Below are 23,791 nucleotides of genomic sequence, written 5' to 3'. Positions count from 1 at the left end.
GTAAGCTCCGCTGGACTAATCAATGCCGCGCCGCGGGCAAAGTTCCTAACGCCGCCCGTCGAGGATACGGATCGTTTCAGTGAGGATTTCGTCCGAGAGGGCAGGGTCATCGACGGCGCGCGCCATGACGAGGGCTCCGACGAGGCTTGAGAGATCTGCTATGGCCTTGCCGCGATCGACCGTTTGCCCCTGCTGCGCCTGGATCTGTTCGACCTGCTCGATGCGTGCGCGAACGTAGTCGGTGATCCCGCCGCGCTGCCCCTTGGGGAGGCGGGCGATTTCCGGGCCAAGAGCCGCAACCGTGCAGCCGCTGTCCGCCGCATCTCGATGAGCCCTCGATAGATAATTCTTCGCCAACGCACCGAGCGTGGCGTAGGCGGGTTCGGAACGTAGGCTTTCCAAAAGGGCGTGGCTGACGGCTTCCGCGGCAAGGTCGCCCTTCGATTTGAAGTGGCCGTAGAAACCACCATGCGTCAATCCGGCGCCCTTCATTACTTCGTCGACGCCGACAGCATGAATTCCTTTCTCTCGAAAGAGCCGACCGGCCGTGTCGATGATCCGTTGGCGGTTCTGGTTCGCCTGTTCCTTTGTTGGGCGCATTTGAGGCTCTCATCATTTGTTCTTGACAAATTATATGACGTCCGTCATTTAAATGCAAATGAATGACGATCGTCATTTAAAATTGACCAAGGAAGCAAGGAAGGCAATGACAATGCGCTATAGGATTTTCGGCCGAACCGGACTTCGTGTCTCCAGCCTGGCACTTGGCACAGGCAATTTCGGGACGGGCTGGGGTTACGGTTCCAGTGGCGAGGAGGCCAAGGTGGTCTTCGATGGCTACCGCAACGCCGGCGGCAACTTCATCGACACGGCCGACCAGTATCAATTCGGCCAGTCGGAAACGATGGTCGGCGAGTTCATCGCGAGCGACCGCGATGACATGGTCGTCGCGACGAAGTTCTCGCTCGGTGATCGTCACGCGGCCGGCCTCCAGCGTACAGGCAACAGCCGCAAGGCCATGGTTCAGTCGGTCGAGGCAAGCCTGAAGCGGCTCGGCACCGATCGGATCGATCTTCTTTGGGCGCACATGCCGGATGCCGTGACGCCGATCGACGAGATCATGCGAGGTTTCGATGATCTCGTCCGCTCGGGCAAGATCCTCTATGCCGGACTTTCCGACTTCCCGGCTTGGCGCGTGGCGACTGGTGCCACGCTTGCCGAGCTTCGTGGCTGGGCGCCACTGTCGGCTCTGCAGCTGGAGTACAGCCTCGTCGAGCGTACGTCCGAGCGCGAGCTGCTGCCGATGGCGGCGGCCTTTGGCCTTGGTACTGTCGGCTGGTCGCCGCTCGGTGGCGGGCTGCTGACCGGTAAGTACCGCAAGGGCGAAACTGGCCGCCAGCAGGGGCTCGGCGTCGTCATTCACTCCGAAAGCGATGCGCGCAAGACGGCAACGGTCGATACAGTTTTGGCAATCGCCGAGGAAACCGGCGTGCCGGCCGGCCAGATCGCCATCGCCTGGGTGCTGCACAAGGGCACGCTGCCGATCATCGGGCCGCGAACGGCTGAGCAGCTTGCCGACAACCTTGCCGCGCTGGACGTGAAGCTTAGTGAGGAGCAGGTTCGGCGCCTCGATGACGCGAGCGCGATATCGCTCGGCTTTCCCCACGATGTGGTCTCCCAGAGCCGCAACACGCTGGCCGGTGCAAAGGCCGACCTCATCGACTGGCCGACGATTGCGGTTCGCTAACTGTGATGCCGTGGCCACACCGCGTCGCTCCTTCCAGGACGGCGCGGTGCTTCGCAGTTGCTATTGTTGAAGCTCGGCAAGCGCCCTGCGAAGTGGTGTGTCGGAGATCTGGATCCAGCCCGAGAATGGAATATCCATATCCAGCACGATGAAGATCGATAGCGATATCAGGAGCGCGGAGATGGTGAACATCAGCACGACAATGATGTTTCTTGGCGCGCGATAGCCGAAGCTCGCAAAGATCAATGTCAGCCACGCCGTCAGCATGCTTATGAGCGGCCTTGGGATGACGCCTTCCGACTGTTCCACGATGACCCAGCGCTGCTCGACGATCCGTTGATATTGCTGGCGAGCGTCGTTCCACAACACCACATGGCCCGGGTCGGAAGGCACGATCAGTGCCAGACTGTCTCCGACGGCGTTGAGGGCAATCTCGCTTGTGCGGTCGCTTTTGACCAGCGGATCCGGCGCGGCGCGTGCCGGATTGGTGAGAGCCTTTTCGACGTAGTTCTCCAGACGCTTGCGAGTTTCCGTGGCCTCGAGGCCATAGGTCCGCAAGGTCCGGTCGAGAAGGATGATCTGGGTTGCGAACGCGTGAACGTTCTTGTCGATCTCGCCGAAAGTGTTCTTCGAGGAATTGATCATCAGGCCGAAGACCAGCGATGTCATGACGACGAAGATGTTGGCGACGAGCCGAACGACGGTGTTGGTCTCGTCCTGCCGGTGATGCACAGGCAGCTTTGAATAGGTCAGCATCGTTCCGATCGAGGCTGTCATGAGCAAAGCAAAGACAACGGCCGCCACCAGCGATTCCAGTGCCATCTTTCGTTGCGCCCTCCCGTGCTCTCGACGGCAAACTAGCTGTTTTAATTGATTTTGTCAGTGGACCGGATCTGCCCGCTGGACAAACGCTCCGTTGGGTATAGCTTCCGCGGCGGAATTCATGGTGGAGATAGCGATGACGGATCTTTTGAACATACCGGTGAAGCTGGCCGATGGTCGCGAGACAACGCTGAACGATCACCGCGGCCAGGTGATTTTGGTCGTCAATGTCGCCTCCAAATGCGGCCTCACCGTTCAATATGAAGGGCTTGAGAAGCTCTATGAGGACAAGCGAGAGCGCGGCTTCGTGATTGCCGCCTTTCCGGCAAACAATTTCAAGGGGCAGGAGCCGGGTACGGATGCCGAGATCGTCGAGTTCTGCACGCTGACCTATGACGTGAAGTTTCCGATCTTCTCGAAGATCTCCGTCAAGGGCGGGGACAAGCATCCGCTCTACCAGAACCTGACGGCGGCTGCCGGGACTGCCGTCGGCGAAGGTCCGATGCGGGAGCGGCTGCGCAGCAATGGACTGGCGACCGACGATAAGAGTGAAATTCTCTGGAACTTCGAAAAGTTCCTGATCGGTCGCGCTGGCAAGATCGTGGCGCGGTTTGCGCCTGACGTGACGGCAGATGACCAGCGACTGGTTTCGGCCATCGACAAGGAACTTTCAAAGACCGCCTAAGGCCGGCTATTAAGCCGGAGCGACTGCTGCGCCGTTCAGAAACAGGTTGGCGCACATTTTCGCCCGGGCCGCGATCTCCTCAATCCCCGGCGCCGGCTGCTGGCGCAGCATGGCGGCGCGCTGGGGCTCCATGGCCATCATGCCGCGCAGCATGCCGCAGGCCGCATGCGGGTCTTCGAGAGCGATGACGCCGCGATCAACCTGCTTGCGCAGCCACCCCTCCATCAGCGCATTCGTTCGGACGATGGCTTTTTCGTAGAAGGAAGCGGAGATCTCCGGGAAGCGGTCGGACTCGCCGATCACAAGCCGCATCATCGTGATTGTGTCGTCCGAAAGCGTCAGCATGCCGTAAGCCATCAGCATCCGCTCCAGTCCCTGGCGAAGATCGGCCGCGGCAAGCGTAGTCGGGTCGAGAGCCAGCAAAAAGCGTCCAATGCGATCGGTGATTAGGTCGGAAAAGAGGTCGGCTTTCGTCGGGAACAGCCTGTAGAGCGTCTTCGTCGAGACGCCCGCTTCCTGCGCAATATCCGCGATGCACGCCGTTGCATATCCGTTCGCGTGAAACTGCTTGTTGGCAGCCTCGATGATGACGCTCCTGGTGTCCTCGTCGCACCGCGCCTGCGGTCTGCCGCGCGGCCTTCTCTCGATCTTGTGATTTTGGACCATCTGTATTTTCCAAATTCAAGTTGACATCCATTTTATAGAGCATATTTTGGAAAACGTCAATTTTCCATTTTGTGCATCAGAGGCTGCATCGCTTGCGACGGCGGCCATGATCCGGAGAAAACAATGACCGCCCAGAAGCTGCATGCTCTGAACAACAACGCCGATCCAACCGCCGTAGCGGTCGCAGAGGTGATCCCGGAAACGCTTGAAGCGAGCAAGCCGCCGCACGCGGAGGCGCCACGCGCTGCCGCTGACGTGCCGCAAGCCCGCAAGCGAGCCGGCCGGTCGCTCCTGCTTGGCGCAGCCGCCCTCGCGATCGTGGCCGCGGGTGCCTACTACGGACACGATTACTGGACGGTCGGTCGCTTCCACGTGTCGACCGACGACGCCTATGTGAAGGCGGACAACAGTGCGATCGCGCCGAAGGTTTCCGGCTACATCGCCCGGGTACTCGTCAACGACAACGAGACCGTCAAGGCGGGTCAGCCGCTTGCGCGTATCGATGATCGCGACTTCCGAGCCGCGCTCGACCAGGCGAAGGCCGACGTTGCCGCCGCGGCGGCGACGCTGAATGCGAAGGAGGCGGCCCTCCAGATCCAGCAATCGACGATCGCCGCCGCCCGCGCCACGGTCGAGGTCGACAAGGCCAACGAGACGTTCGCCGAGCAGAACAACAAGCGCTATTCGAGCCTGGCCACCAACGGTTACGCCCCGGTCCAGACCGCGCAGCAGGCCGCCTCGCAGATCGCGGCAGCACAGGCGACCATCGTGCGCGACAGCGCCGCCCTCGATGCAGCCGTAAAGCAGGTCGATCTTCTGAATGCCGAGCTTGCCCAGGCAAAGGCTGCGCTCACCCGCAGCCAGGCGCTTGAGCGCCAGGCCGAACTCAATCTCTCCTATGCCACGATTGTGGCGCCGGTCGATGGCTCCGTTGGCAACCGTACACTGCGCGTTGGCCAGTACGTCCAGGCAGGCACGCAGCTGATGTCGGTCGTTCCCACCAGCGCGGCCTATATCGTTGCGAACTACAAGGAAACGCAGCTGACCGACGTGCATGCCGGCCAGCCTGTCGAGATCGAAGTCGATACGTTCCCGGGCCGCACTTATCACGGTCACGTCGACAGCATCGCACCGGCCAGCGGCCAGGAATTCGCGCTGCTGCCGCCGGACAACGCCACCGGCAACTTCACGAAGGTCGTTCAGCGTATCCCGGTCAAGATCGTGCTCGACGGCAATGGAGCGGCAGCCGGCGATCTTCGCCCCGGCATGTCGGTGCAGCCAAGCATCAACACCAAGGCCGCCGATGCGGCCGATGGGGCCTGACCGGAGAGGATGAGGGTGGTGCCATGTCTACCACAACTGCAACCGTTGCCCCTGTCTCCCAGCCGGGCGCCAGCGTAAAGGATTGGATTGCCGTACTTGCCGGGATGATCGGCGCGTTCATGGCAATCCTCAACATCCAGATCACCAACGCCTCGCTCCTCGATATCGAGGGCGGCATCGGCACCGGCGTTGACAACGGCGCCTGGATCTCGACGTCGTATCTGATCGGTGAGATCGTCGTCATTCCGCTGACGGCGTATTTCAGCAGCGTCTTTTCCTTCCGCCGCTACATTCTCGTCAATTCGGTTCTCTTCCCGATCTTTTCGATCGCCTGTGCCTTCGCCCACGATCTCGGCACGATGATTCTGCTGCGTGGCCTGCAGGGATTTGCCGGCGGTGTCCTCATCCCCATGGCGTTCACCATGGTGCTTACCAAGCTGCCCAAGTTTCAGCAGCCTCGCGGCCTCGCACTCTTTGCCCTGTCCGTCACCTTTGCCCCGGCCATTGGCCCGACGATCGGCGGCTATCTCACGGAGAACTACGGCTGGCAGACGATTTTCTTCATCAACGCGCTCCCGAGCGCCATCATGGCCGCTGCGCTTGCCCTGACGCTCGAGAAGCAGCCGATGCAGCTCCACCTGCTGAAGGAAGGTGACTGGGCCGGCATTGTTACCATGGCGATCGGCCTTTCCGCCCTGCAGACGGTGCTCGAGGAGGGAAACAAGGAGGACTGGTTCTCCTCGCCTTTCATCGTCAAGCTCAGCATCGTGGCGTTCGTCTTCCTCGCTGCCTTCATCTGGATCGAACTGACGGTTCAAAAGCCCCTGGTGAAGCTCAGTCTCCTGAAGCAGCGCAACTTCGGCATTGGCGTTGCCGTCAATGTGCTCGTCGGCGTCGCGCTGTTCGGGACCGTCTACATCCTGCCGCAGTATCTGGGACAGGTGCAGCGTTACAATGCCGAGCAGATCGGCAATGTCCTGGCCTGGACCGGCCTGCCGCAGCTGCTGCTCATTCCCCTCGTTCCGCTGCTGATGAAGCGCTTCGACGCCCGCTATATCGGTTTCCTCGGCATTTCGATCTTCGCGATCAGCTGCTTCATGAACATCACGCTGTCAGCGAACAACGCCGGTGATCAGTTCTGGATTCCGAACATCGTGCGGGCGATCGGCCAGGCCCTGGTCCTGACCCCGATCACCGCAATCACGACCGCTGGTATTGCTGCGTCGGATGCGGCGGCTGCCTCGGGCCTGACGAACATGCTGCGCAACCTCGGCGGCGCGGTCGGCACGGCGTCGCTTGGCACGATCCTGACCGAGCGCGAGCAGTTCCATTCGAATATCATCGGGCAGTCTGTAACGCTGGCTCGCGATGAGGTTCGTGATCGCCTCGCCCAAACCACCAACTACTTCCTGGCACACGGCGTCTCCGATCCGGCAGTCGCCAGCCAGAAAGCCATCGTCGCCTTGGGTCAGATCGTCAGACGCCAGGCTCTGATCCTTGGCTTTAGCGACACCTTCGCTGTGATCGGCGTCGTGCTGGCCATTGCCGCCTTCGCCCTGTTGCTCACGCGCAAGGCGCAGCCCGGTGGCGGCGCCGGCGCCCACTGAACAGCGCAATTGAACCGAATCAATGCATGACTGCGGCCGGACTCGATCCGGCCACAGTCATGTTCTGCGGTAGTGACGGCGGAATTCGCTTGGCGAACAGTGTTCGCGATCCTGAAACAGTCGCGAAAAGTAGAAGGAATCGTCAATACCGACGGCATACGCAATCGCCTCGATCGACCGATCCGATGTCGTCAGCAGCTGCTTGGCCCGATCGATACGAAGGCGCAGCTGGAAAGCCTTCGGCGACAGGCCGAGGGCAGCCTGGAAATGCCGCCGCAGCGTTGCCGGCGACATGCCGAATTCTTGTGCCAGCGAATGCATGTCCACCGGCTCGAACGCCCGGCGCTGCAAGGTCTCGATGATCAACTCGATCTCGACGTTCGCCCCGTTGTCGCCGCCGGCGTTCGCATGGCGCGCGGATTGGACGGCGATGCGGTGAAGCGTCGCTGCCGCCGAAGCGAGGCTGAGCGGATCGCCTGCGGCAAAGTCGGAATGAAGCGCGCCGAAGAGGTGCTGCATCTCACGCAGGTTCTGTAGACGCACCACCGGTTCTGTCGGCGAGATCAGGCGCTGGCGGATCAGGTCTGCGATCAGCGTCCCCTCAAAGAGAGCCCATCTCTCCTCCCAGCTCGTTCCGTTCGTCGGGCCATAGGAATGTAATGTGCCGGCCGGCAACCAGAAGAGCGACGGCCCGTTGATCTCTTGAAGGCCCGCCTTCGCTGTCTGCAGCGTGCCATCCCCGGCCTCGACAAGGACGACCGCGTGCATTGGCAGGCGGCGGTTGGTGATACGCGTTCCGATGCGCTGCCGGCCAAACCCCGTGACGGCGAGCGCCATGCCTTCGGAAGAGGGCGAACGATAGAGAGCGATCGGCGCTTCAGTCATGAGCGAAAAGTCCAGTCGCTCTTTCCGTCCATGGCAAGTTTATCTCCAGTGTCTCACATATGCATCGTCCATTTCGCTTTTGGAGTGATCGAAATGTCAAGTCTTGCCCTGGATCAGCAGCCAGCTCAACCACCGGCGATCGACTTGGTCGCCAACGGGAAAGTCCTTTCGACCGCAGCGAACCGGTTGGGCGAACTCAAGCCGACGGATCCGTCGATCGGCGTGGAGGCGATCCGCAGGCTTTATCACGAAAACGGCTATGTCTGGTTGAAGCGCTTTCTCGATCCCCAAGTGGTCAATGCGTTTCGCGGCTGGGTTTTTTCGCATCTGGCGCGCGGCGGGCTCGTCGCGCCAGGCACCGATCCGATGCTCGGGCTATCCGCCGGCACGGGTTTGGACAAAGGCCAGGTGGATCGCATTTTGATGTCGCTCGTCCGCTCGGTCGCCTTCGAGGGTTTTTGCGCGCAGCCGCGGCTTGCGCAGTTCATGGATGAGTTTCTTTCCGGCATCTCCTACCTGCACAAACGCAAGATCATGCGCTTTACCCAACCCGGTACGACGACAGCGACGCCGGCGCATTACGATCTGGTCTATCTACGTGGCGGCACCAACCGGCTGGTGACGGCCTGGATTCCGATCGGCGACACCCCAGTCGACATGGGTGGTCTCGTGTACCTCGAGGGCTCGCATGCCATCGGTGTGCGCATGGAGGAGGAGTTTTCCAGAAAGAGCCTCGACCTGTCTGCGGAAGAAAAGATCAGTGCCTTCAACCGCAACATGACCGAGGGCGGCTGGGTATCGAAGGACCTGCCCGACATGGCAGAGCGCTTCGATACGCGCTGGCTGGTCGCCGACTACGAGGCCGGCGATGTCGTGTTGCACAGCCCTTACATGATCCACGCCTCGACCACGAACCAAAGCGCCTCGAACAGGATCAGACTGTCGACGGATATCCGCTATCAAAACGTCGATGACGAGATCGATGCCCGATGGGGCAACCACTGGACCCTGGGGGACATGCTCTAGGGCACGGCCTCATTGCCGTGCCCATGGCGACTCAGTGGCCGCCCTGCTTTTTCCGCTGACGGGCATTGCGGGCGAACATGTTGAGCACCTCCACCAGCGCCGAGAAGGCCATCGCGGCGTAGATGTAGCCCTTCGGCACATGGTAGCCCATGCCCTCTGCGAACAGCGTCATGCCGATCATCATCAGGAAGGCCAGCGCCAGCATGACGATGCTCGGGTTCCTCTCGATGAAGTTCGCGAGCGGCTTTGCCGCGACCAGCATGACGGTTACGGCCACAACGACGGCGACGACCATGATGGGGACGTGTGGGGTCATGCCGACGGCGGTGATGATACTGTCGACCGAGAAGACGATATCCAGCAGCAGGATCTGGCCGATCGCTGCGGTAACGCCTCTTGTTGCTGATGAAACAATGAAATCCTCGTTGTGATCGGCCGGATCGACGTTGTGATGGATTTCCTTCGTCGCCTTCCACAACAGGAACAGACCGCCGACAAGCAGAATGATGTCCTTCCAGGAGAAGCCGTGACCGAACAGTTCGAAGACCGGCGTCGTCAGCGTAACGATCCAGGCAACCATGCCGAGGAGGGCAAGTCGCAGCACGAGGGCAAGGCCGATGCCGACCTTGCGTGCTCTCTCGCGATGCTCAGGTGGCAGCTTGTTGGTGAGAATCGAGATGAAGATGAGGTTGTCGATCCCGAGGACCACTTCCATCACCACCAGAGTGATGAGGGCCACCCAGGCGGCCGGGTCCTGAACGAGCATCATAATGTCTTGCATCGGCGTTTATCCCCTTGCGCCACACAAATTGACGCTCGCAATGTACGGACGCGGCCTGCCTTGGCAAGCGCGCAAGGGGATATACGAAAGCAAGGCGCGTTTTATTCCTTTATGGGAATCCAGATTTCCGTCAGGCCCATGCCGGTATAGGGGTCGAAGCGGTCGTCGTAACGCTCGAACATGTCGGGCATGTTGCCGAACTCCATGCCTGCGTTCGGCATCCAGCTCCCGAAAATCTGGTGCATCGTAGCGGGAATGCCGGAGACGTGGCCGCGATGAGCAAAGACCGCATACCGCTGATCGGGTATCTTCAACGTGGCAAAGCCGTCCGGCAGGTCGCTGCTGTCGTCGACAGCCACGGCCGCCATGTAGCGGAATTTCTCTGTCTCTCCCTCGATGTGCGTGCAGACGCCATAGGCGACATTGCCGACCTGGCCGGGAATGCTGCCGAAATGAACATTGAATTTTTGCCAGAGCGAGGGAATCGCGGCATTGCCGCCATAGGGATATGTCTCCTGCAAGCCGGCAAATAGCATCGGCGGCAAGGTTTCAAATCGTGGCGGCTCGAGTTCGGGAAGGCGGGCGGGATCCATTCTGATCGGCTCCAGTAGTGCGAGGTTGCGCGTGTGCCCCTGCTTGCGGACGGCCTCAGGTGTCAGGCCGAACTGGTCGCGAAAGGCGCGAGTGAATGCCTCGTGCGAGCCATAACCCGCGTCGAGGGCAACCTCGAGAATGCTCTCCGGCTGATCGACGAGCGTCCGTGCCGCGCCGCTCAGACGGCGGGCGCGGATATAGCCGCTGATCGAATGCCCGGTGACGAGTCCGAAGACGCGCGAGAGGTGGTAGCGCGAAAGGCCGGCAACGTCCGAAATCTCTTCCAGAGTAATGTCGTTGCCGAAATGACTTTCGATGAACCAGATCGCACGTCCGACGGCGCTCATTTCTTCTCCCTGGCTGCATTCCCTTCATAGCGAAGGGCAGCAGGCCGCGTTTGATCCCTGTTGCGGGATTCTGGCGCGGACGGAGAAAGAAATCAAAGGTGTGGGTTCAGGATCGCTTCTTGGTGCCGTACGCGGCGGTGAAGACGCGGATGGCGCCGTTGACCACGCGATCCATCTCCTCGCGCGGAGGAGGGGCGTCCATGTCGCCGAACAGCCGCAGCTTGAAGAAGCTTCCGCCGCAGAGCTCCAGGAACTGGCGGGCGGCAAGCTCTATGTCGTCGATCTCGAAACGGCCGGCCTCGACCTGGCTCGTCAGGAAGTCCTTCAGCACCGTCCGGATGTTCTCGGGGCCGGTGAAAAAGCGCTGACAGAGATGCGGCATGCGGTCGCGGACGCCGATGACCGTACGCATCGCATTGATGACCTTATCCTCGGTCAGATGGCTGACAAAGGTCATCCCGAAGTCGTGCAGCGCAACGTCGGGATCATTGGATTCCTTGAGAGTATTGCGCACGCTGGCGACGAACGCCGCGCGCTCGCTCTCCATCATCGCGGTGAAGAGCTCTTCCTTGTTGGCGAAGTAGACGTAGAGCGTTCCTTTTGAAACTCCCGCCTCGCGCGTTACATCGTTCATGCTCGCGGCATCGAAGCCAAGTTTCATGAAAACGCGGCGGGCGCCGTCGAGAATTTGTTTGCGCTTGGCAGGGTCTTCGCCCGCGGCCCATCTGCCGCCTGTCGAGGGAGACTCATCCACGCGCGTATCGGAAAGCTCTGTCATAGCTCCTTAACCATATCCGCATCAGCGAACTTTTCGTTAATAAAATCGAACCGGGTGGTTCGATACAGCTTGATATGAATGGAAAAAGGTTCTATGTCAACTGAACCGAACCGTTCAGTTCGATTAAATTCACTCAATTTGCCGGTAGTCGCCCATGTCGTCCAGTCCAAAAGCCAATGTTGCCCGCATCGTCAGCGAACCTGCTGAAACCGAGGGCAAGGCTCAGGAAGCAGCAGTCCCCACCGCGGAAGCACCGCGCGCGCCGCAGGCTCCTGCCGACACGCAGGCCGTTCCCGCTGAGAAGAAGAAAAAGCGCAGTCTTGCCCTGCCAATCATCGGCCTTGCGCTGCTCGCAGGCGCCGCATGGTACGGCTACGATTGGTGGACGACGGGCCGTTTCCTGGTCTCGACCGACGACGCTTACATCGAAGGCGATATCGCGACGATCTCGCCGAAGGTTACCGGCTATGTCGCCAAGGTGAACGTCGTTGCCAACCAGAATGTCAAGGCCGGCGACGTTCTGGCCTCGCTGGACGACGGCGACTACAAGCTCGCCCTCGATCAGGCGGTGGCTTCTCTCGATACCGAAACGCTCTCGCTGCAGCGTATTGACGCGCAGATTGCCGGTGGTCAGGCAAGCCTCGACCAGGCCAAGGCCCAGAAGACGGCTTTGGAAGCCACCGTTCGCGGTGCGCAGATCACACAGACCCGCGCCGCGGAACTGCAATCCAAGTCTGTCGGTACGACCGCTAACCTCGACGCCGCGAACATTGCTCTCGACCAGGCAAAGGCAAACCTGATTGGCGGTGATGCGGCGATCGCATCCGCGGAAGCAAATGTAACGCTGCTGCAGGCGCAGCGCCGCGAGGCCGAAGGCACGATCCGCCAGCTCGAGCTTGCGCGCGACAAGGCTGCCCGCGACCTCTCCTTCACGGTCCTGAAAGCGCCCTATGATGGCGTCGTCGGCAATCGCTCGGTGCAGGAGGGCGATCTGGTGTCGCCCGGCCAGCGTCTGATGGCGCTCGTCCCGGTTCGTCAGCTCTTTATCGACGCGAACTTCAAGGAAACGCAGATCCAACATCTGGTGCCGGGCTCCAAGGTCAACGTGCATGTCGATGCTTATGGCGACCATCCGATCGTCGGCACGGTTGAATCGATTTCGCCGGCTTCCGGCTCCGTCTTCTCGCTGCTGCCCCCGGAAAACGCCACGGGCAACTTCACGAAGATCATTCAGCGCGTGCCGGTTCGTATCTCGCTGCCGCAGGATGCTCTCGACAGCGGTCGCCTGCGCGCAGGCCTGAGCGTGGTTGTTGATGTCGACACGCGCACGGCGCCGGATGCGACCAAGTAAATCCTGACGAGGTAGGCCGATGGCCGCGAGCGCAACAGTTGGAACCGTTCCGGCCACTCCGGCGGCCACGGATCATATGGATCCACGCAAGCTCATCGCGTTCTTCGCGATGGTGCTCGGCATGTTCATGTCGATCCTCGATATCCAGATCGTGTCGGCATCGCTTGCCGAAATCCAGGCTGGCCTCAGCGCTGGTTCGGACGAGATCGGCTGGGTGCAGACCTCCTATCTGATCGCCGAAGTCATCATGATTCCGCTGTCGGGCACGCTCGCGCGCATCGTCTCGACACGATACCTGTTTGCGGCTTCCGCTGCTGGCTTCACCATGGCGAGCGCGCTCTGTGCTACGGCGACGAACATCGACCAGATGATCGTCTACCGCGCCATCCAGGGCTTCATCGGCGGCGGCATGATTCCGTCGGTCTTTGCGGCAGCCTTCACGATCTTCCCGCCCTCCAAGCGCAGCATCGTCTCGCCGATCATCGGCCTGATCGCCACGCTTGCTCCGACCATCGGCCCGACGGTCGGCGGCTATCTCAGCCACGCCTTCTCGTGGCACTGGCTGTTCCTGGTCAACATTGTCCCGGGCATCATTGTGACGATCGTCACTTGGAATTTCATCGATTTCGATAAGCCGGAATTCGCGCTGATCAAGAAGTTCGATTGGTGGGGCCTGTTGTCGATGGGCGTCTTCCTCGGCGCGCTTGAGTATGTGCTGGAGGAAGGCAATTCCAACGACTGGTTCAACGACAGCTATATCTTCATGGGCGCGATCGCCTCTGCAATCGCTGCCGTTGTCTTCTTCTATCGGGCCTTCACCGTTGATTTCCCGGTCGTCGACCTGAGGGCCTTCACGAACCGAAACTTTGCCTTCGGCTCCGTGTTTTCCTTCGTCATGGGTATCGGCCTCTATGGCTTGACCTATATCTACCCCGTCTACCTCGGGCGCATTCGCGGCTATGACTCGCTGATGATCGGCGAAACGATGTTCGTATCGGGCCTCGCGATGTTCTTCACCGCGCCAATCGCCGGAAAGCTATCGACGAAGATGGATCTGCGGCTGATGATGGTGATCGGTTTCGCCAGCTTCGCGGCCGGTACCTACATCATGACGCATCTGACCCAGGACTGGGACTTCTACGAGCTCCTCATTCCGCAGATCTTCCGCGGCTTCGGGCTGATGATGTGCATGGTGCCGATCAACAATATCGCACTCGGCACGATGCCGCCGGCCCGTATGCGCGGCGCGTCGGGCCTCTTCAACCTGACTCGTAACCTCGGCGGCGCCGTGGGGCTGGCGATCATCAACACCGTGCTGACGAACCGGCAGGATGTTCATTACGAGCGGCTGCGCGAGAATATCGATTGGGGAAATCCCGCCGCGATCGACCAGATGAACAACATGGCGGCGAACTTCGACGCCTACGGCATGGATGGCGCGGTTGTTGCCATCAAGCAGATGGTCGGGCTCGTGACGAAGCAGGCAATCGTCCTGTCCTTCAGTGATGTTTTCCTGATGCTGACCGTGCTGTTCCTGGCGATGATCCTGGGCGTTGCGATGCTGGACAAGCCTGCACCCCAAGGCGGAGGTGGCGGCGGCGGAGGCCACTGACCACTCTTGAAATCAGGGTTTAGGGCCGGCCTGGGACACCACGCCGGCCCTCATTTTTTGCATAAAGATTTGACGTGAACGGAAACGTTTGCAGTTTTTGATTTACGTACATCAAATTTGGAGCTAAAGGTCTCGTCAGGAGGAGAGATGAGGCCAACAGTCCACGATATCGCTGCTGCGGCAGGCGTCAGCCTGGCAACCGTTGACCGGGTTTTGAACCAGCGGCCGGGCGTGCGTCACGTGACGCGCGAGAAGGTCGAGAACGCCATTCGCGAGATCGGCTATGTCAGGGACGTTGCCGCTGCCAATCTCGCCAAGGGCCGGACCTATCCGCTCGTGTTCATCCTTCCGACCAGCGACAATTCTTTCATGCATGGGCTGAATGACGAGGTGCAAGCCGCGATTGCGCGGTCGTCCGTGGAGCGAACGCAAATCCGCACCGTCGAGGTGCCGGCGTTCGATCCGGGCGCGCTCGTCGGGGTTCTGGACGAACTTGGAGAAGAGCGGCCTTCGGGGGTCGCGCTTGTCGCCACCGATGCGCCTGAGGTGCGCGACGCTGTCGATCGGCTGGTGAAGGACGGTATTCCCGTCGTGACGCTGGTTTCGGATCTCACCGGTTCGCAGCGGCATCACTATGCCGGTGTCGACAATATTGCCGCCGGACGCACAGCCGCACGGCTGCTGGGGCGTTTCTTGGGCGGCAGCAAGGGGGAGGTCGCGGTGCTCGCCGGCTCGATGCTGGTCCGCGACCATCGCGAACGCCTCGAGGGTTTTGCTGCCGTCATGGCCGCGGAGTTTCCATCGCTCTCCATCCTTCCCGTCATTGAGGGGCGCGACGATCCTGACATGGCGCATATGCTGGTGGCGGATGCGTTGTCGAAGAAAAGCGGCATCATCGGCGTCTACAGCCTCGGCGCCGGTAATCGCGGCCTGATCAAGGCACTGAAGGAAAAGGCGGTCGACCGGTCGCTGACGGTCGTCGCGCACGAATTGACGGCCCATACTCGCGCCGCGCTCCTTGATGGAACGATTGATGCAATTCTGAACCAGAATGCAGGCCATGAGGTGCGCAGCGCTATCCGCGTCCTCAAGGCGAAGGCGGACGGACTTTCCGTCATCGAGGCGCAGGAGCGCATCCGCCTCGACATATTTCTGAAAGATAATCTGCCGTAACGGCAAAGGGAGAAACACATGTATCTGGGTCTCGATCTCGGAACCTCCGGCGTCAAAGCCATGCTGATCGATGGCGATCAGAAGATCATAGGCTCGGCCAATGGTTCGCTCGACGTCTCGCGCCCGCATTCCGGATGGTCGGAGCAGGAGCCCTCGCACTGGATCCGCGCGACGGAAGAGGCTGTAGCCGGGTTAAAGGCAAAGCATCCGAAGGAACTCGCCGCCGTGAAGGGCATTGGCCTTTCCGGCCAGATGCACGGCGCAACCCTGCTCGATGCCGAGGATAAGGTGCTCCGCCCCTGCATTCTGTGGAACGATACGCGCTCTTATGTCGAGGCAGCCGCGCTGGATTCCGATCCGCGTTTCCGCAGGCTGACCGGCAACATCGTTTTCCCCGGCTTTACCGCGCCAAAGCTTGCCTGGGTCGCCAAGCATGAGCCGGAAATCTTCGCCAAGGTCGCCAAGGTGCTGCTGCCGAAGGACTATCTGCGCCTCTGGCTGACCGGCGAGCACATTTCGGAAATGTCGGACTCTGCCGGCACCTCGTGGCTCGACACCGGCAAGCGCAAGTGGTCATCAGAGCTTCTTGCGGTCACCGGCCTCGATGAAAAGCAGATGCCTCATCTGATCGAAGGCACTGAGCAGGGCGGCAAGCTGCGCGGCGAGCTGGCCAGCAAGTGGGGAATCTCCGGAAGTGTCGTCGTTGCCGGCGGCGCCGGCGATAATGCCGCTTCCGCCTGCGGCATGGGCACGGTCAGCGATGGCGCGGCCTTCGTGTCGCTTGGCACCTCGGGCGTTCTCTTCGCGGCCAATGCGGCCTATTTGCCGAAGCCGGAAAGCGCCGTGCATGCGTTCTGCCATGCTCTGCCGAATACCTGGCATCAGATGGGCGTCATCCTCTCGGCGACGGACGCGCTGAACTGGCACTCCAGCGTCACGGGAAAGTCGGCGGCTGACCTGACCACTGAACTCGGTGAAACGCTGAAAGCGCCGTCGGGCGTCACCTTCCTTCCCTATCTCTCGGGCGAGCGCACGCCGCACAACGATGCCGTCATCCGCGGTGCGTTCATCGGCCTCGAGCATGAGAGCAGCCGCGTGGTGCTGACCCAGGCTGTTCTCGAAGGCGTGTCCTTCGCGATCCGCGACAATCTCGAAGCGCTGCGTTCTGCGGGCACGGATATTTCCCGTGTCACCGCGATCGGCGGCGGCTCGCGCTCGCGCTATTGGCTGGCCTCGATTGCTACGGCGCTCGGTGTGCCGGTCGACCTGCCGGCTGACGGTGACTTCGGCGCAGCGTTTGGCGCGGCCCGCCTCGGCCTGATCGCCGCGACTGGCGCAGATCCGGTTGCGGTCTGCACACCACCGAAGACGGCGGGCACGATCGAGCCCGTCGCGGCGCTCTCCGGCGCTTACGAAGATTCCTACAAGCGCTATCGCGCTCTCTATCCGGCGATCAAATCGCTGCAGCACTGAACCCAGAACAACAATCCCGAAACCCAAGGAGACATGGACATGAGCACCGGATTTTTCGGCGACATCCAGAAGATCAAATATGAAGGCCCGGACAGCAAGAACCCGCTGGCCTTCCGCCACTACAACAAGGACGAAGTCGTTCTCGGCAAGCGCCTGGAAGATCATCTGCGCTTCGCGGTCGCCTACTGGCACACCTTCGCCTGGCAGGGCGGCGATCCCTTCGGCGGCCAGACTTTCCTGCGCCCCTGGTTCGAAGATACGATGAAGGCCGCCAAGCTGAAGGCCGACGTTGCGTTCGAACTTTTCCAGTTGCTCGACGCGCCCTACTACTGCTTCCATGACGCCGACGTGCGCCCGGAAGGCAAGAACTTCGCCGAAAACACCAAGAACCTGAACGAGATCGTCGACTACTTCGCCGAAAAGCAGGCCGCATCAGGCGTCAAGCTGCTCTGGGGTACCGCGAACCTCTTCTCGAACCGCCGCTTCATGTCGGGTGCGGCCACCAACCCGGATCCGGAAGTCTTCGCCTACTCCGCCGCGACGGTTAAGACCTGCATGGACGCCACGGCCAAGCTCGGTGGCGAGAACTACGTTCTCTGGGGCGGCCGCGAAGGCTATGAGACCCTGCTCAACACCGACCTCAAAAAGGAACTCGACCATCTCGGCCGCTTCCTCAACCTCGTCGTCGAGTACAAGCACAAGATCGGCTACAAGGGCACGATCCTCATCGAGCCGAAGCCGCAGGAGCCGACCAAGCACCAGTACGACTACGACGTCGCGACGGTCTACGGCTTCCTCAAGAAGCACGGCCTCGAAAACGAAGTGAAGGTCAACATCGAACAGGGCCACGCGATCCTCGCCGGCCACTCCTTCGAGCACGAACTGGCACTCGCGAACGCGCTCGGCATCTTCGGCTCGATCGACATGAACCGCAACGACTACCAGTCGGGCTGGGATACCGACCAGTTCCCGAACAACGTTCCGGAAATGGCGCTCGCCTACTACTACGTCCTGCAGGGCGGCGGCTTCACCACCGGCGGCACCAACTTCGACGCCAAGCTTCGCCGCCAGTCGCTCGATCCGGAAGATCTGCTGATCGGCCATATCGGCGGCATGGATGCCTGCGCCCGCGGTCTCAAGGCTGCTGCCAAGATGATCGACGACAAGGCTCTGTCCGGCCCGCTCGATGCCCGCTACGCCGGCTGGGATTCGGCCGAAGGCCAGAAGCTCGCCCGCGGCGAATACTCGCTCGAGCAGATCGCCGAGTGGGTCGAAGCCAAGGACATCAACCCGCAGCCGAAGTCCGGCAAGCAGGAACTGCTCGAAAACATCGTCAACCGTTACGTTTAATCGGCGGTTGATTGTGGAGGAGAGGGCCGGGAGCGAGAGCTTGCCGGCCCTTTTTCGTTGATGGGGACGGCGCGCGGTCGTCGCCTTGACGATTCAGGCGAGATAGGATGCCAAGGGTACACTGCGGGCGGCCGGATGGCGATCTGAAAAGAAGGGCATGGCTACGATGGCCTATCTCAGACAGGGCATGCTTGCCATAGCAGCGATGTTGGCAGCGGCGATATCTGCAGGGGCAGCTTCCCCCCAACCCTGCGTGCAGGATACCTTCGGAGGGGAGGCCTATATCGTCTGCACCGTCGAGAAAGAAGAAGGCGATCTGCGCTTGTTCTGGAAGAACGCGGATGGAGAGCCTTATCGGGATTTCTCCAGCGTCGCCGAGGCCGTTCGCAACAAGGGACAGACCTTGGCGTTCGCGGTCAATGCCGGCATGTATCTGCCTGATTTTTCGCCGATCGGCCTCTATGTGGAAGACGGCCAGGAATTGCGGCCCGTCAACCGCACCGAGAGAGACGGCGCCGCCTCGGGTCCCGTGCCGAACTTCTATAAAAAGCCGAATGGCGTGTTCTTCATCGATGGCGCCGCCACCGGAATACTTCCGACGCAAGAATTTTTGAAACGCCGGTCGGAGGTCCGGTTCGCCACCCAGTCCGGTCCGATGCTGGTCATCGGCAACAAGCTGAACCCGATCTTTATCGTCGGATCGACGGACCGCACCCGTCGTGGCGGGGTCGGCATCTGCGCCGATGGCGCGGTGCGCTTCGCAGTCAGTGAAGACAGGGTGAATTTCCACGACTTCGCGCGCTTGTTCCGCGATCATTTGTCCTGCCCGAATGCGCTGTTTCTCGACGGTGGCCGCGGTGTCGGGCTCTACAGTCCGGCCCTTGGGCGCAACGACAAATCCTGGCATGGCGGGTTCGGCCCTATGTTCGGGCTGGTGGAGTGACGCAGGGGCTGCGTCGCGTTCGAAGCGGTCGGATCATCCCGATATGCGGTTGCCAAATCTCGGCGTCATCCTACTTGGCCTCGGGACCATAACACCCGGAGGCGATGCCGTGTCCAAAGCCGACCTTGCTGCCGTCTATCGAGACTACATCGCCTGTCTGAACCGCCAGAATTGGACGGCGCTCGACCAGTTCGTTCATCCCGATGTTCACTACAATGGAGCGCGAATCGGGCTGTCCGGCTATCGCCAGATGCTGGAGGGCGACTTTCTTGCGATTCCGGACCTACATTTCGACATCGATTTCCTGATTTCCGAGCCGCCCCGCGTGGGAAGCCGCCTGCGGTTTGATTGCACGCCGAAAGGGCTCCTGTTTGGCATGCCGGTGAACGGCAAGAGGGTCTCGTTCACTGAAAACGTGTTCTATGAGTTCCGGGACGGGCGGATCGAGGAGGTCTGGTCTGTCATCGACAAGGCGGCAATCGCATCACAGCTGCAGCAATGACGCCGCCGCTTCAATCATTCGCGCTTGCGCAGCCAAGGCTCGAGAGCGTAGACCGCCTTGCTGCGAACGGGGGTTGATAAATGAGCGACAGTGAACGTGATTGGAGCGCCGCCCTCGTGCAGGCCGTCGCCGATAGTCCCAAGCGCGACAACAGCGCCTATCACGCGGCCATGGCCGAGGCACGCCAGGCGTTTGAAGCCGCCGAGGCTGCTCTGGGCGGGCCGGTGCAGGTCAAGACGAAAACCAAGATGAAGCGAAGCGGCGAATACGTCGTGAAATGGGTGTTCAAGCGGGTGAAATGACCTGCCGGCGGTCGGTCGGACGACCGAAGAACGCTTGCCTAGAGATGGTCTGCGGACGTATTCTTGGCTTTCGCGAGCCTGCCCCAGCGCTCAGCCGAGGTTGAAGGCCCCCGAGAGGGAGGATATCATGAAGATCGCATCGATATTCGCAGTCGGCTTGATTGGATTCTGCGGGGCTGCATCGCTCGCTCTGGCGGAGGATGCGCACACTATATTCGCTCCCGGTGATATCAAGTGGGTCGAGGCCCCCAAGGTGCTTCCGGCCGGAGCACAAGCGGCGGTCTTGTTCGGCAATCCCACCAAGAAAGGCTTGTTTGCGCTTCGGCTAAAGGTGCCGTCGGGATATGCGATCCCGCCGCATACACATCCTGGCTATGAAGTTGTGACGATCCTATCCGGGACTGCCAAATTTGGCATGGGCAAAACCGCTGATCGGAGTGCCACGAAGGCACTGGCTGCGGGTAGTTTCTTTGCCCTGCCGCCGGGCACGGCGCATTTCGTCTACTTCGACGATGAGACCGTACTCCAAATCAACACGAACGGCCCTTGGGGCATCAAGTACGTCAACCCGGCGGATGATCCCCAGAAGTCGCAATAGCCAGTTGCCGGGTGAATGCCAATTGCTCCCGCCGCCAAGCGCGGCGGGACGTCCCGGCCGGTGTCGGATGGCGGCGTCACGTTGCCTCTTGGCGCGGACGGTGGGAGAACCGGCGCGCCTTCCAATGCAGTCGTTACGCCGTGGGCAAGGCCGCAATCACTTCGTCGGTCGTCAGGATCGCATGTGCGAAGGTCGGCGCGCTGAGCTCGTGTGCGGCGTGCATCAATTCATGCGAGAAGGCGGCCGTCGCATCGCGCACGAGAGTCACGTGATAGCCAAGCTCCATGGCGTAGCGGGCGGTCGTATCGATGCAGGTATTGGCCAGCAGTCCGACCACGATCACGTGGGTGATGCCCTTCTGCTTCAGTCGGAAATCCAGGTCGGTGTTGGCGAAGCCGCTTTGCCCCCAATGTTCCTTGGCGACGATGTCGCCAGGTTTCGGCGCAAAATCCGGGTGCCATTCGCCACCCCATTCGCCGCGCGCGAACTGGTGTTGGTGCATGATCCGTTGTTGGGTGGGGTTGGGATGATCCCAATCCTCATAATCACCCGGCTCCCACCGCCGGTGCGGGGCGATGGCCACCTGAATGCCCGCCGCGCGTATGGCGCCATCCAGCCGGCGGAGGTTATCGAGAAGCGCGACCTCATCGGCGATCGGCTTGAGGCGCGGATAAACCTTCCCGCCCTCGGACAGGAAGTCGTTGAAGGGATCGACGAGGAGCAAGGCGGTCGTTTGCTTGCTGTAATTCGGCTTTGACATGACTGTCTCCAATAAGCTGAGGTGTTTCGGGACTTAGTTGCGAAGTGCGGCACGCTCGATGCTGGCCGCAAAGAGCGGCGTTTCGCCCTTGTTGTGCGCAATCGACATCGGCTGACGCTGTGCGCGAAAGACGTCGAAAGGAATGCCCTGCCTATCGAGAAAGGCCTTGAATTCTTCCGTTGCTCTGGACCGAACGTGGTTCGTGAATTCGCAGGTCTGATCGTCGATTCGTTTGACGCTGAGTTCCCAAAGCACATGGATCGTCGTGCGGCCTGTCGGCGTGACTATATCCGAAACGGATTCCAGGATCAGGTGATCCTTTTCACCCAGGGTCTCGACATAGTGCTGAACCATCAGGCTGCCGCCGATCGTCTCGACATTGATCGACATGCGCCTACCGTCGGGGGCCGTCGTAAAGCCGGCGGCGATGTGTGCCGGAGAGCAGCGTTGGTACTCGTCTTCGGGGAGCGTGAAGCACCATTTCGGAATGTCGACCTTCTCGATCGGTGCGTTGATGACGGCGGTAAAGCTTGAATCGACGATTTCATGATCACTCACGACGGGTTCCTTTCGCTGCTGGATGAGCTTGATTTCGGCGCGACGTCGCCACGCAACTCCTTTGAGGCGGGCAGTGCCATGCGCCTGCATTGCCGATGCTCCTTTTTGGGCCATGTCGCTCCTTTCAGCGCGGGCCAGATGGCCGGTTGCGCTTGCTTCAATGACGCCTTATATTAACTATGAAAATCATATCTACAAGTAACTATGAAAAAGAAAGTTACACTATGGAGAAAGATTCTGCGCCAGACACGCTGTGCCCGGTTGCTCGCTCGGAGGCGGTTGTCGGGGATCGTTGGACCGTGCTTGTTCTGCGCGAGCTGTTCATGCGCAGTCACCGGTTCGAAGAAATTCAGGCGCAAACTGGCGGGACCCCGCAGATGATCGCAACGCGCCTGAAGTCATTGGAAGCCGAAGGCATTGTGGAGCGCCGTCGCTACAGCGAGCGGCCGCCGCGCTACGAGTATCACCTGACGGAAAAGGGCGAAGCATTCTACCCGGTGATACTGGCGCTGCGCGCCTGGGGCGAGACCTGGCTGAAGTCGGGTGACGAAGGCCGCGCCGTGCAATACACGCACCTTTGCTGCGGCAAGCCGGCGGGGCTTGGGCCGACATGCGAATCGTGCGGCCAGCCGATAAGACGGGAAGATTTGAGTACTGAGCTCAATCCGGCCTATCAGCGCGAACGGGACGCGCGATGGGAGGCATTCAAGGGCAGTCGATAATCAATGTTTGATTGTATCGACGGTGCGGACGCTACGCCGTTCGCTTTAGCGTTTCGTCCAGCGACGCGATGGTGCGCCAACGGAGTTGCGTACCACTAGGTCCGGGCGCAGCAGGATTTCGGTTTCCGCCGGTTGGCCGTCGGACAGGAATTCCAGAAGAAGCGCCATGGCCTGCTTTCCGATCAAGGTTCGCGGCTGGCGGATGGTGGTCAGCGGCGGCGACATGAACACGGCCTGCGGCACGTCATCGAAGCCGGTCACGGAGAAGTCCTTCGGAATGTCGTAACCGCGGGCATTCAGTCCGATCATCACGCCGATCGCCGTCTGGTCGTTGACGCACATGAAGGCGGTCGGCAGCGTGTCGCGCATGAAGAGCTGCTCGACGGCATGGCGGCCGCTCTCTAGCGTTCCATCGCCTTCGAGCACGATGCGCATATCTGGCGCAACGCCCGCCGCATCGAGCCCCGCGTCGTAGCCCTGACGCCGGCGGCTATAGGCAAGGCGTGTGCGCGAATCGCCGATGAAGGCGATCTTGCGATGGCCCTCTGCCAGCAGCAGATCGACGGCCTTTCTGGCGCCTTCCACATCATCCACGCCGACATAAGGAATGCCGCCGTTGAAAACCGGCTCGAAGACCCCGACGCTGGGCGGCAGGCGGGCGGTCATCGTCTGGTGGCCGAAGGGCAGGATGCCGGTGAAGAGGATCAGCCCGGCGGCCTGGTTGGAATTCAGGAACTTCAGATATTCGAGGCCGCGCTGCGCATCGTTCTGCGTGTGACCGATCAGGATGCCGTAGCCGTGGGCGCGCGCCTCGTTCTCGAGGCCGACCAGAATGTTGGAGAAGTTTGGGTCGCCGATGTCAGGAGCAACCACGAGAATCATATTCGACCGACCGAGCCGCAGGCTGCGCGCCATGGCATTGGTCGTGTAACCGGTGATGGCGATTGCCTGGTTGACCTTCAGGCGCGTGGAGTTGGCGACCTTCTCCGGCGTGTGGATCGCCCGCGATACCGTCGCGATCGAAACCTCGGCGATCCGAGCGACGTCTTCTATGGTTGCGGGCGTGGAATTCGACACTGCGTCCTGCCTTGGGATGCCTTCGCCGCGACACTACACAGACTTGCCGGGAGGTCAAACGCGCCGACCTGCAGATCTGTGTGTAACAATGATGTAAACCTTTACATAC

At 60.9% G+C, this 23,791-nt stretch carries 25 protein-coding genes; 15 read left to right on the top strand and 10 right to left on the bottom strand.

What is annotated here, in order from left to right; translation table 11 throughout:
• Positions 1 to 45 precede the first annotated feature (45 nt).
• Positions 46 to 600 carry a TetR family transcriptional regulator gene (locus IB248_RS18285; protein ID WP_018856510.1) on the bottom strand — a complete coding sequence of 185 codons (555 nt, stop codon included), beginning with the start codon at positions 598 to 600 and terminating at the stop codon, positions 46 to 48.
• Between the two features lie 112 nt (positions 601 to 712).
• Between IB248_RS18285 and IB248_RS18280 the strand changes: the two genes are divergently transcribed.
• A complete protein-coding gene (locus tag IB248_RS18280; protein WP_192241477.1) occupies positions 713 to 1,747 on the top strand; it encodes an aldo/keto reductase in 1,035 nt (344 codons plus the stop codon).
• 60 nt (positions 1,748 to 1,807) lie between these two features.
• Here IB248_RS18280 and IB248_RS18275 read toward each other — a convergent pair whose 3' ends face one another.
• Positions 1,808 to 2,569 carry a DUF4239 domain-containing protein gene (locus IB248_RS18275; RefSeq protein WP_018856512.1) on the bottom strand — a complete coding sequence of 254 codons (762 nt, stop codon included), beginning with the start codon at positions 2,567 to 2,569 and terminating at the stop codon, positions 1,808 to 1,810.
• 136 nt (positions 2,570 to 2,705) lie between these two features.
• Between IB248_RS18275 and IB248_RS18270 the strand changes: the two genes are divergently transcribed.
• A complete protein-coding gene (locus tag IB248_RS18270) occupies positions 2,706 to 3,254 on the top strand; it encodes a glutathione peroxidase (protein WP_192241476.1) in 549 nt (182 codons plus the stop codon).
• 9 nt (positions 3,255 to 3,263) lie between these two features.
• On the opposite strand, the gene IB248_RS18265 is transcribed toward IB248_RS18270, so the two are convergent.
• Positions 3,264 to 3,920 (bottom strand): TetR/AcrR family transcriptional regulator, encoded by a 657-nt coding sequence (locus IB248_RS18265; protein WP_192241475.1) that lies wholly within the window; start codon positions 3,918 to 3,920, stop codon positions 3,264 to 3,266.
• Between the two features lie 123 nt (positions 3,921 to 4,043).
• On the opposite strand from IB248_RS18265, the gene IB248_RS18260 reads away from it, so the two are divergent.
• Together IB248_RS18260 and IB248_RS18255 are read left to right on the top strand one after the other, a co-directional pair.
• On the top strand, positions 4,044 to 5,243 hold the full coding sequence (locus IB248_RS18260; protein WP_192241474.1) for an HlyD family secretion protein: 1,200 nt from the start codon (positions 4,044 to 4,046) through the stop codon (positions 5,241 to 5,243).
• Positions 5,244 to 5,266: 23 nt separating this feature from the next.
• Positions 5,267 to 6,850, top strand: coding sequence for a DHA2 family efflux MFS transporter permease subunit (locus tag IB248_RS18255; RefSeq protein WP_018856516.1), 1,584 nt, complete (start codon positions 5,267 to 5,269; stop codon positions 6,848 to 6,850).
• Positions 6,851 to 6,907: 57 nt separating this feature from the next.
• Here IB248_RS18255 and IB248_RS18250 read toward each other — a convergent pair whose 3' ends face one another.
• Positions 6,908 to 7,735 carry an AraC family transcriptional regulator gene (locus IB248_RS18250; protein WP_192241473.1) on the bottom strand — a complete coding sequence of 276 codons (828 nt, stop codon included), beginning with the start codon at positions 7,733 to 7,735 and terminating at the stop codon, positions 6,908 to 6,910.
• 93 nt (positions 7,736 to 7,828) lie between these two features.
• Between IB248_RS18250 and IB248_RS18245 the strand changes: the two genes are divergently transcribed.
• A complete protein-coding gene (locus IB248_RS18245; protein WP_113471959.1) occupies positions 7,829 to 8,761 on the top strand; it encodes a phytanoyl-CoA dioxygenase family protein in 933 nt (310 codons plus the stop codon).
• A 31-nt stretch (positions 8,762 to 8,792) separates the two neighbouring features.
• On the opposite strand, the gene IB248_RS18240 is transcribed toward IB248_RS18245, so the two are convergent.
• The 3 genes from IB248_RS18240 to IB248_RS18230 form a co-directional block, all read right to left on the bottom strand.
• On the bottom strand, positions 8,793 to 9,542 hold the full coding sequence (locus IB248_RS18240) for a TerC family protein (RefSeq protein ID WP_113471958.1): 750 nt from the start codon (positions 9,540 to 9,542) through the stop codon (positions 8,793 to 8,795).
• A gap of 101 nt (positions 9,543 to 9,643) precedes the next feature.
• Positions 9,644 to 10,483 (bottom strand): AraC family transcriptional regulator, encoded by an 840-nt coding sequence (locus IB248_RS18235; protein ID WP_192241472.1) that lies wholly within the window; start codon positions 10,481 to 10,483, stop codon positions 9,644 to 9,646.
• A 106-nt stretch (positions 10,484 to 10,589) separates the two neighbouring features.
• The gene (locus IB248_RS18230; protein WP_025658877.1) at positions 10,590 to 11,261 is read right to left on the bottom strand and encodes a TetR/AcrR family transcriptional regulator; all 672 of its coding nucleotides are present in this window, start codon (positions 11,259 to 11,261) and stop codon (positions 10,590 to 10,592) included.
• Between the two features lie 154 nt (positions 11,262 to 11,415).
• On the opposite strand from IB248_RS18230, the gene IB248_RS18225 reads away from it, so the two are divergent.
• The 9 genes from IB248_RS18225 (at position 11,416) to IB248_RS18185 (ending at position 20,565) form a co-directional block, all read left to right on the top strand.
• On the top strand, positions 11,416 to 12,612 hold the full coding sequence (locus IB248_RS18225) for an HlyD family secretion protein (protein ID WP_113471957.1): 1,197 nt from the start codon (positions 11,416 to 11,418) through the stop codon (positions 12,610 to 12,612).
• 19 nt (positions 12,613 to 12,631) lie between these two features.
• On the top strand, positions 12,632 to 14,224 hold the full coding sequence (locus IB248_RS18220; RefSeq protein WP_018856523.1) for a DHA2 family efflux MFS transporter permease subunit: 1,593 nt from the start codon (positions 12,632 to 12,634) through the stop codon (positions 14,222 to 14,224).
• 147 nt (positions 14,225 to 14,371) lie between these two features.
• Positions 14,372 to 15,397, top strand: a complete 1,026-nt coding sequence (locus IB248_RS18215; protein WP_018856524.1) for a LacI family DNA-binding transcriptional regulator — start codon at positions 14,372 to 14,374, stop codon at positions 15,395 to 15,397.
• Positions 15,398 to 15,415: 18 nt separating this feature from the next.
• On the top strand, positions 15,416 to 16,870 hold the full coding sequence (xylB, locus tag IB248_RS18210; protein ID WP_192241471.1) for a xylulokinase: 1,455 nt from the start codon (positions 15,416 to 15,418) through the stop codon (positions 16,868 to 16,870).
• Positions 16,871 to 16,909: 39 nt separating this feature from the next.
• Positions 16,910 to 18,220, top strand: a complete 1,311-nt coding sequence (gene xylA, locus IB248_RS18205) for a xylose isomerase (protein WP_192241470.1) — start codon at positions 16,910 to 16,912, stop codon at positions 18,218 to 18,220.
• A gap of 166 nt (positions 18,221 to 18,386) precedes the next feature.
• Positions 18,387 to 19,163 (top strand): phosphodiester glycosidase family protein, encoded by a 777-nt coding sequence (locus IB248_RS18200; protein WP_026371711.1) that lies wholly within the window; start codon positions 18,387 to 18,389, stop codon positions 19,161 to 19,163.
• A gap of 109 nt (positions 19,164 to 19,272) precedes the next feature.
• Positions 19,273 to 19,665 carry an ester cyclase gene (locus IB248_RS18195; RefSeq protein WP_026371712.1) on the top strand — a complete coding sequence of 131 codons (393 nt, stop codon included), beginning with the start codon at positions 19,273 to 19,275 and terminating at the stop codon, positions 19,663 to 19,665.
• Positions 19,666 to 19,745: 80 nt separating this feature from the next.
• Complete coding sequence (locus IB248_RS18190; protein WP_018856529.1) at positions 19,746 to 19,967, top strand: hypothetical protein; 222 nt, start codon at positions 19,746 to 19,748, stop codon at positions 19,965 to 19,967.
• A 127-nt stretch (positions 19,968 to 20,094) separates the two neighbouring features.
• Entirely contained in the window at positions 20,095 to 20,565 is a 471-nt protein-coding gene (locus tag IB248_RS18185; protein ID WP_018856530.1) for a cupin domain-containing protein, read from the top strand.
• 133 nt (positions 20,566 to 20,698) lie between these two features.
• Here IB248_RS18185 and IB248_RS18180 read toward each other — a convergent pair whose 3' ends face one another.
• Positions 20,699 to 21,325 carry an isochorismatase family cysteine hydrolase gene (locus IB248_RS18180; protein WP_113471954.1) on the bottom strand — a complete coding sequence of 209 codons (627 nt, stop codon included), beginning with the start codon at positions 21,323 to 21,325 and terminating at the stop codon, positions 20,699 to 20,701.
• 33 nt (positions 21,326 to 21,358) lie between these two features.
• Positions 21,359 to 21,883 (bottom strand): hypothetical protein, encoded by a 525-nt coding sequence (locus tag IB248_RS18175; protein WP_018856532.1) that lies wholly within the window; start codon positions 21,881 to 21,883, stop codon positions 21,359 to 21,361.
• Positions 21,884 to 22,107: 224 nt separating this feature from the next.
• On the opposite strand from IB248_RS18175, the gene IB248_RS18170 reads away from it, so the two are divergent.
• A complete protein-coding gene (locus tag IB248_RS18170) occupies positions 22,108 to 22,605 on the top strand; it encodes a helix-turn-helix domain-containing protein (RefSeq protein WP_018856533.1) in 498 nt (165 codons plus the stop codon).
• Positions 22,606 to 22,650: 45 nt separating this feature from the next.
• Here IB248_RS18170 and IB248_RS18165 read toward each other — a convergent pair whose 3' ends face one another.
• The gene (locus tag IB248_RS18165; RefSeq protein WP_018856534.1) at positions 22,651 to 23,682 is read right to left on the bottom strand and encodes a LacI family DNA-binding transcriptional regulator; all 1,032 of its coding nucleotides are present in this window, start codon (positions 23,680 to 23,682) and stop codon (positions 22,651 to 22,653) included.
• Between the last annotated feature and the right edge of the window lie 109 nt (positions 23,683 to 23,791).

It is taken from the genome of Rhizobium sp. RHZ01, from assembly GCF_014851595.1.
In the GTDB taxonomy this organism is placed as follows: Bacteria; Pseudomonadota; Alphaproteobacteria; order Rhizobiales; family Rhizobiaceae; genus Rhizobium; species Rhizobium altiplani.
The sequence above is the reverse complement of the archived record's forward strand: the minus strand, read 5'-3'. Positions and strand labels throughout refer to the sequence as shown.

Excerpts from the sequence above, each read along its gene's own strand:
- IB248_RS18200 (WP_026371711.1), top strand. The coding sequence starts at position 18,387 with ATGGCCTATCTCAGACAGGGCATGCTTGCCATAGCAGCGATGTTGGCA.
- IB248_RS18285 (WP_018856510.1), bottom strand. The coding sequence starts at position 600 with ATGCGCCCAACAAAGGAACAGGCGAACCAGAACCGCCAACGGATCATC.
- IB248_RS18170 (WP_018856533.1), top strand. The coding sequence starts at position 22,108 with ATGGAGAAAGATTCTGCGCCAGACACGCTGTGCCCGGTTGCTCGCTCG.
- IB248_RS18260 (WP_192241474.1), top strand. The coding sequence starts at position 4,044 with ATGACCGCCCAGAAGCTGCATGCTCTGAACAACAACGCCGATCCAACC.
- IB248_RS18265 (WP_192241475.1), bottom strand. The coding sequence starts at position 3,920 with ATGGTCCAAAATCACAAGATCGAGAGAAGGCCGCGCGGCAGACCGCAG.
- IB248_RS18235 (WP_192241472.1), bottom strand. The coding sequence starts at position 10,483 with ATGAGCGCCGTCGGACGTGCGATCTGGTTCATCGAAAGTCATTTCGGC.
- IB248_RS18190 (WP_018856529.1), top strand. The coding sequence starts at position 19,746 with ATGAGCGACAGTGAACGTGATTGGAGCGCCGCCCTCGTGCAGGCCGTC.
- xylA (WP_192241470.1), top strand. The coding sequence starts at position 16,910 with ATGAGCACCGGATTTTTCGGCGACATCCAGAAGATCAAATATGAAGGC.
- IB248_RS18230 (WP_025658877.1), bottom strand. The coding sequence starts at position 11,261 with ATGACAGAGCTTTCCGATACGCGCGTGGATGAGTCTCCCTCGACAGGC.
- IB248_RS18185 (WP_018856530.1), top strand. The coding sequence starts at position 20,095 with ATGAAGATCGCATCGATATTCGCAGTCGGCTTGATTGGATTCTGCGGG.
- IB248_RS18215 (WP_018856524.1), top strand. The coding sequence starts at position 14,372 with ATGAGGCCAACAGTCCACGATATCGCTGCTGCGGCAGGCGTCAGCCTG.
- IB248_RS18245 (WP_113471959.1), top strand. The coding sequence starts at position 7,829 with ATGTCAAGTCTTGCCCTGGATCAGCAGCCAGCTCAACCACCGGCGATC.
- IB248_RS18270 (WP_192241476.1), top strand. The coding sequence starts at position 2,706 with ATGACGGATCTTTTGAACATACCGGTGAAGCTGGCCGATGGTCGCGAG.
- IB248_RS18250 (WP_192241473.1), bottom strand. The coding sequence starts at position 7,735 with ATGACTGAAGCGCCGATCGCTCTCTATCGTTCGCCCTCTTCCGAAGGC.
- IB248_RS18255 (WP_018856516.1), top strand. The coding sequence starts at position 5,267 with ATGTCTACCACAACTGCAACCGTTGCCCCTGTCTCCCAGCCGGGCGCC.
- IB248_RS18180 (WP_113471954.1), bottom strand. The coding sequence starts at position 21,325 with ATGTCAAAGCCGAATTACAGCAAGCAAACGACCGCCTTGCTCCTCGTC.
- IB248_RS18240 (WP_113471958.1), bottom strand. The coding sequence starts at position 9,542 with ATGCAAGACATTATGATGCTCGTTCAGGACCCGGCCGCCTGGGTGGCC.
- IB248_RS18275 (WP_018856512.1), bottom strand. The coding sequence starts at position 2,569 with ATGGCACTGGAATCGCTGGTGGCGGCCGTTGTCTTTGCTTTGCTCATG.
- IB248_RS18220 (WP_018856523.1), top strand. The coding sequence starts at position 12,632 with ATGGCCGCGAGCGCAACAGTTGGAACCGTTCCGGCCACTCCGGCGGCC.
- IB248_RS18225 (WP_113471957.1), top strand. The coding sequence starts at position 11,416 with ATGTCGTCCAGTCCAAAAGCCAATGTTGCCCGCATCGTCAGCGAACCT.
- IB248_RS18280 (WP_192241477.1), top strand. The coding sequence starts at position 713 with ATGCGCTATAGGATTTTCGGCCGAACCGGACTTCGTGTCTCCAGCCTG.
- xylB (WP_192241471.1), top strand. The coding sequence starts at position 15,416 with ATGTATCTGGGTCTCGATCTCGGAACCTCCGGCGTCAAAGCCATGCTG.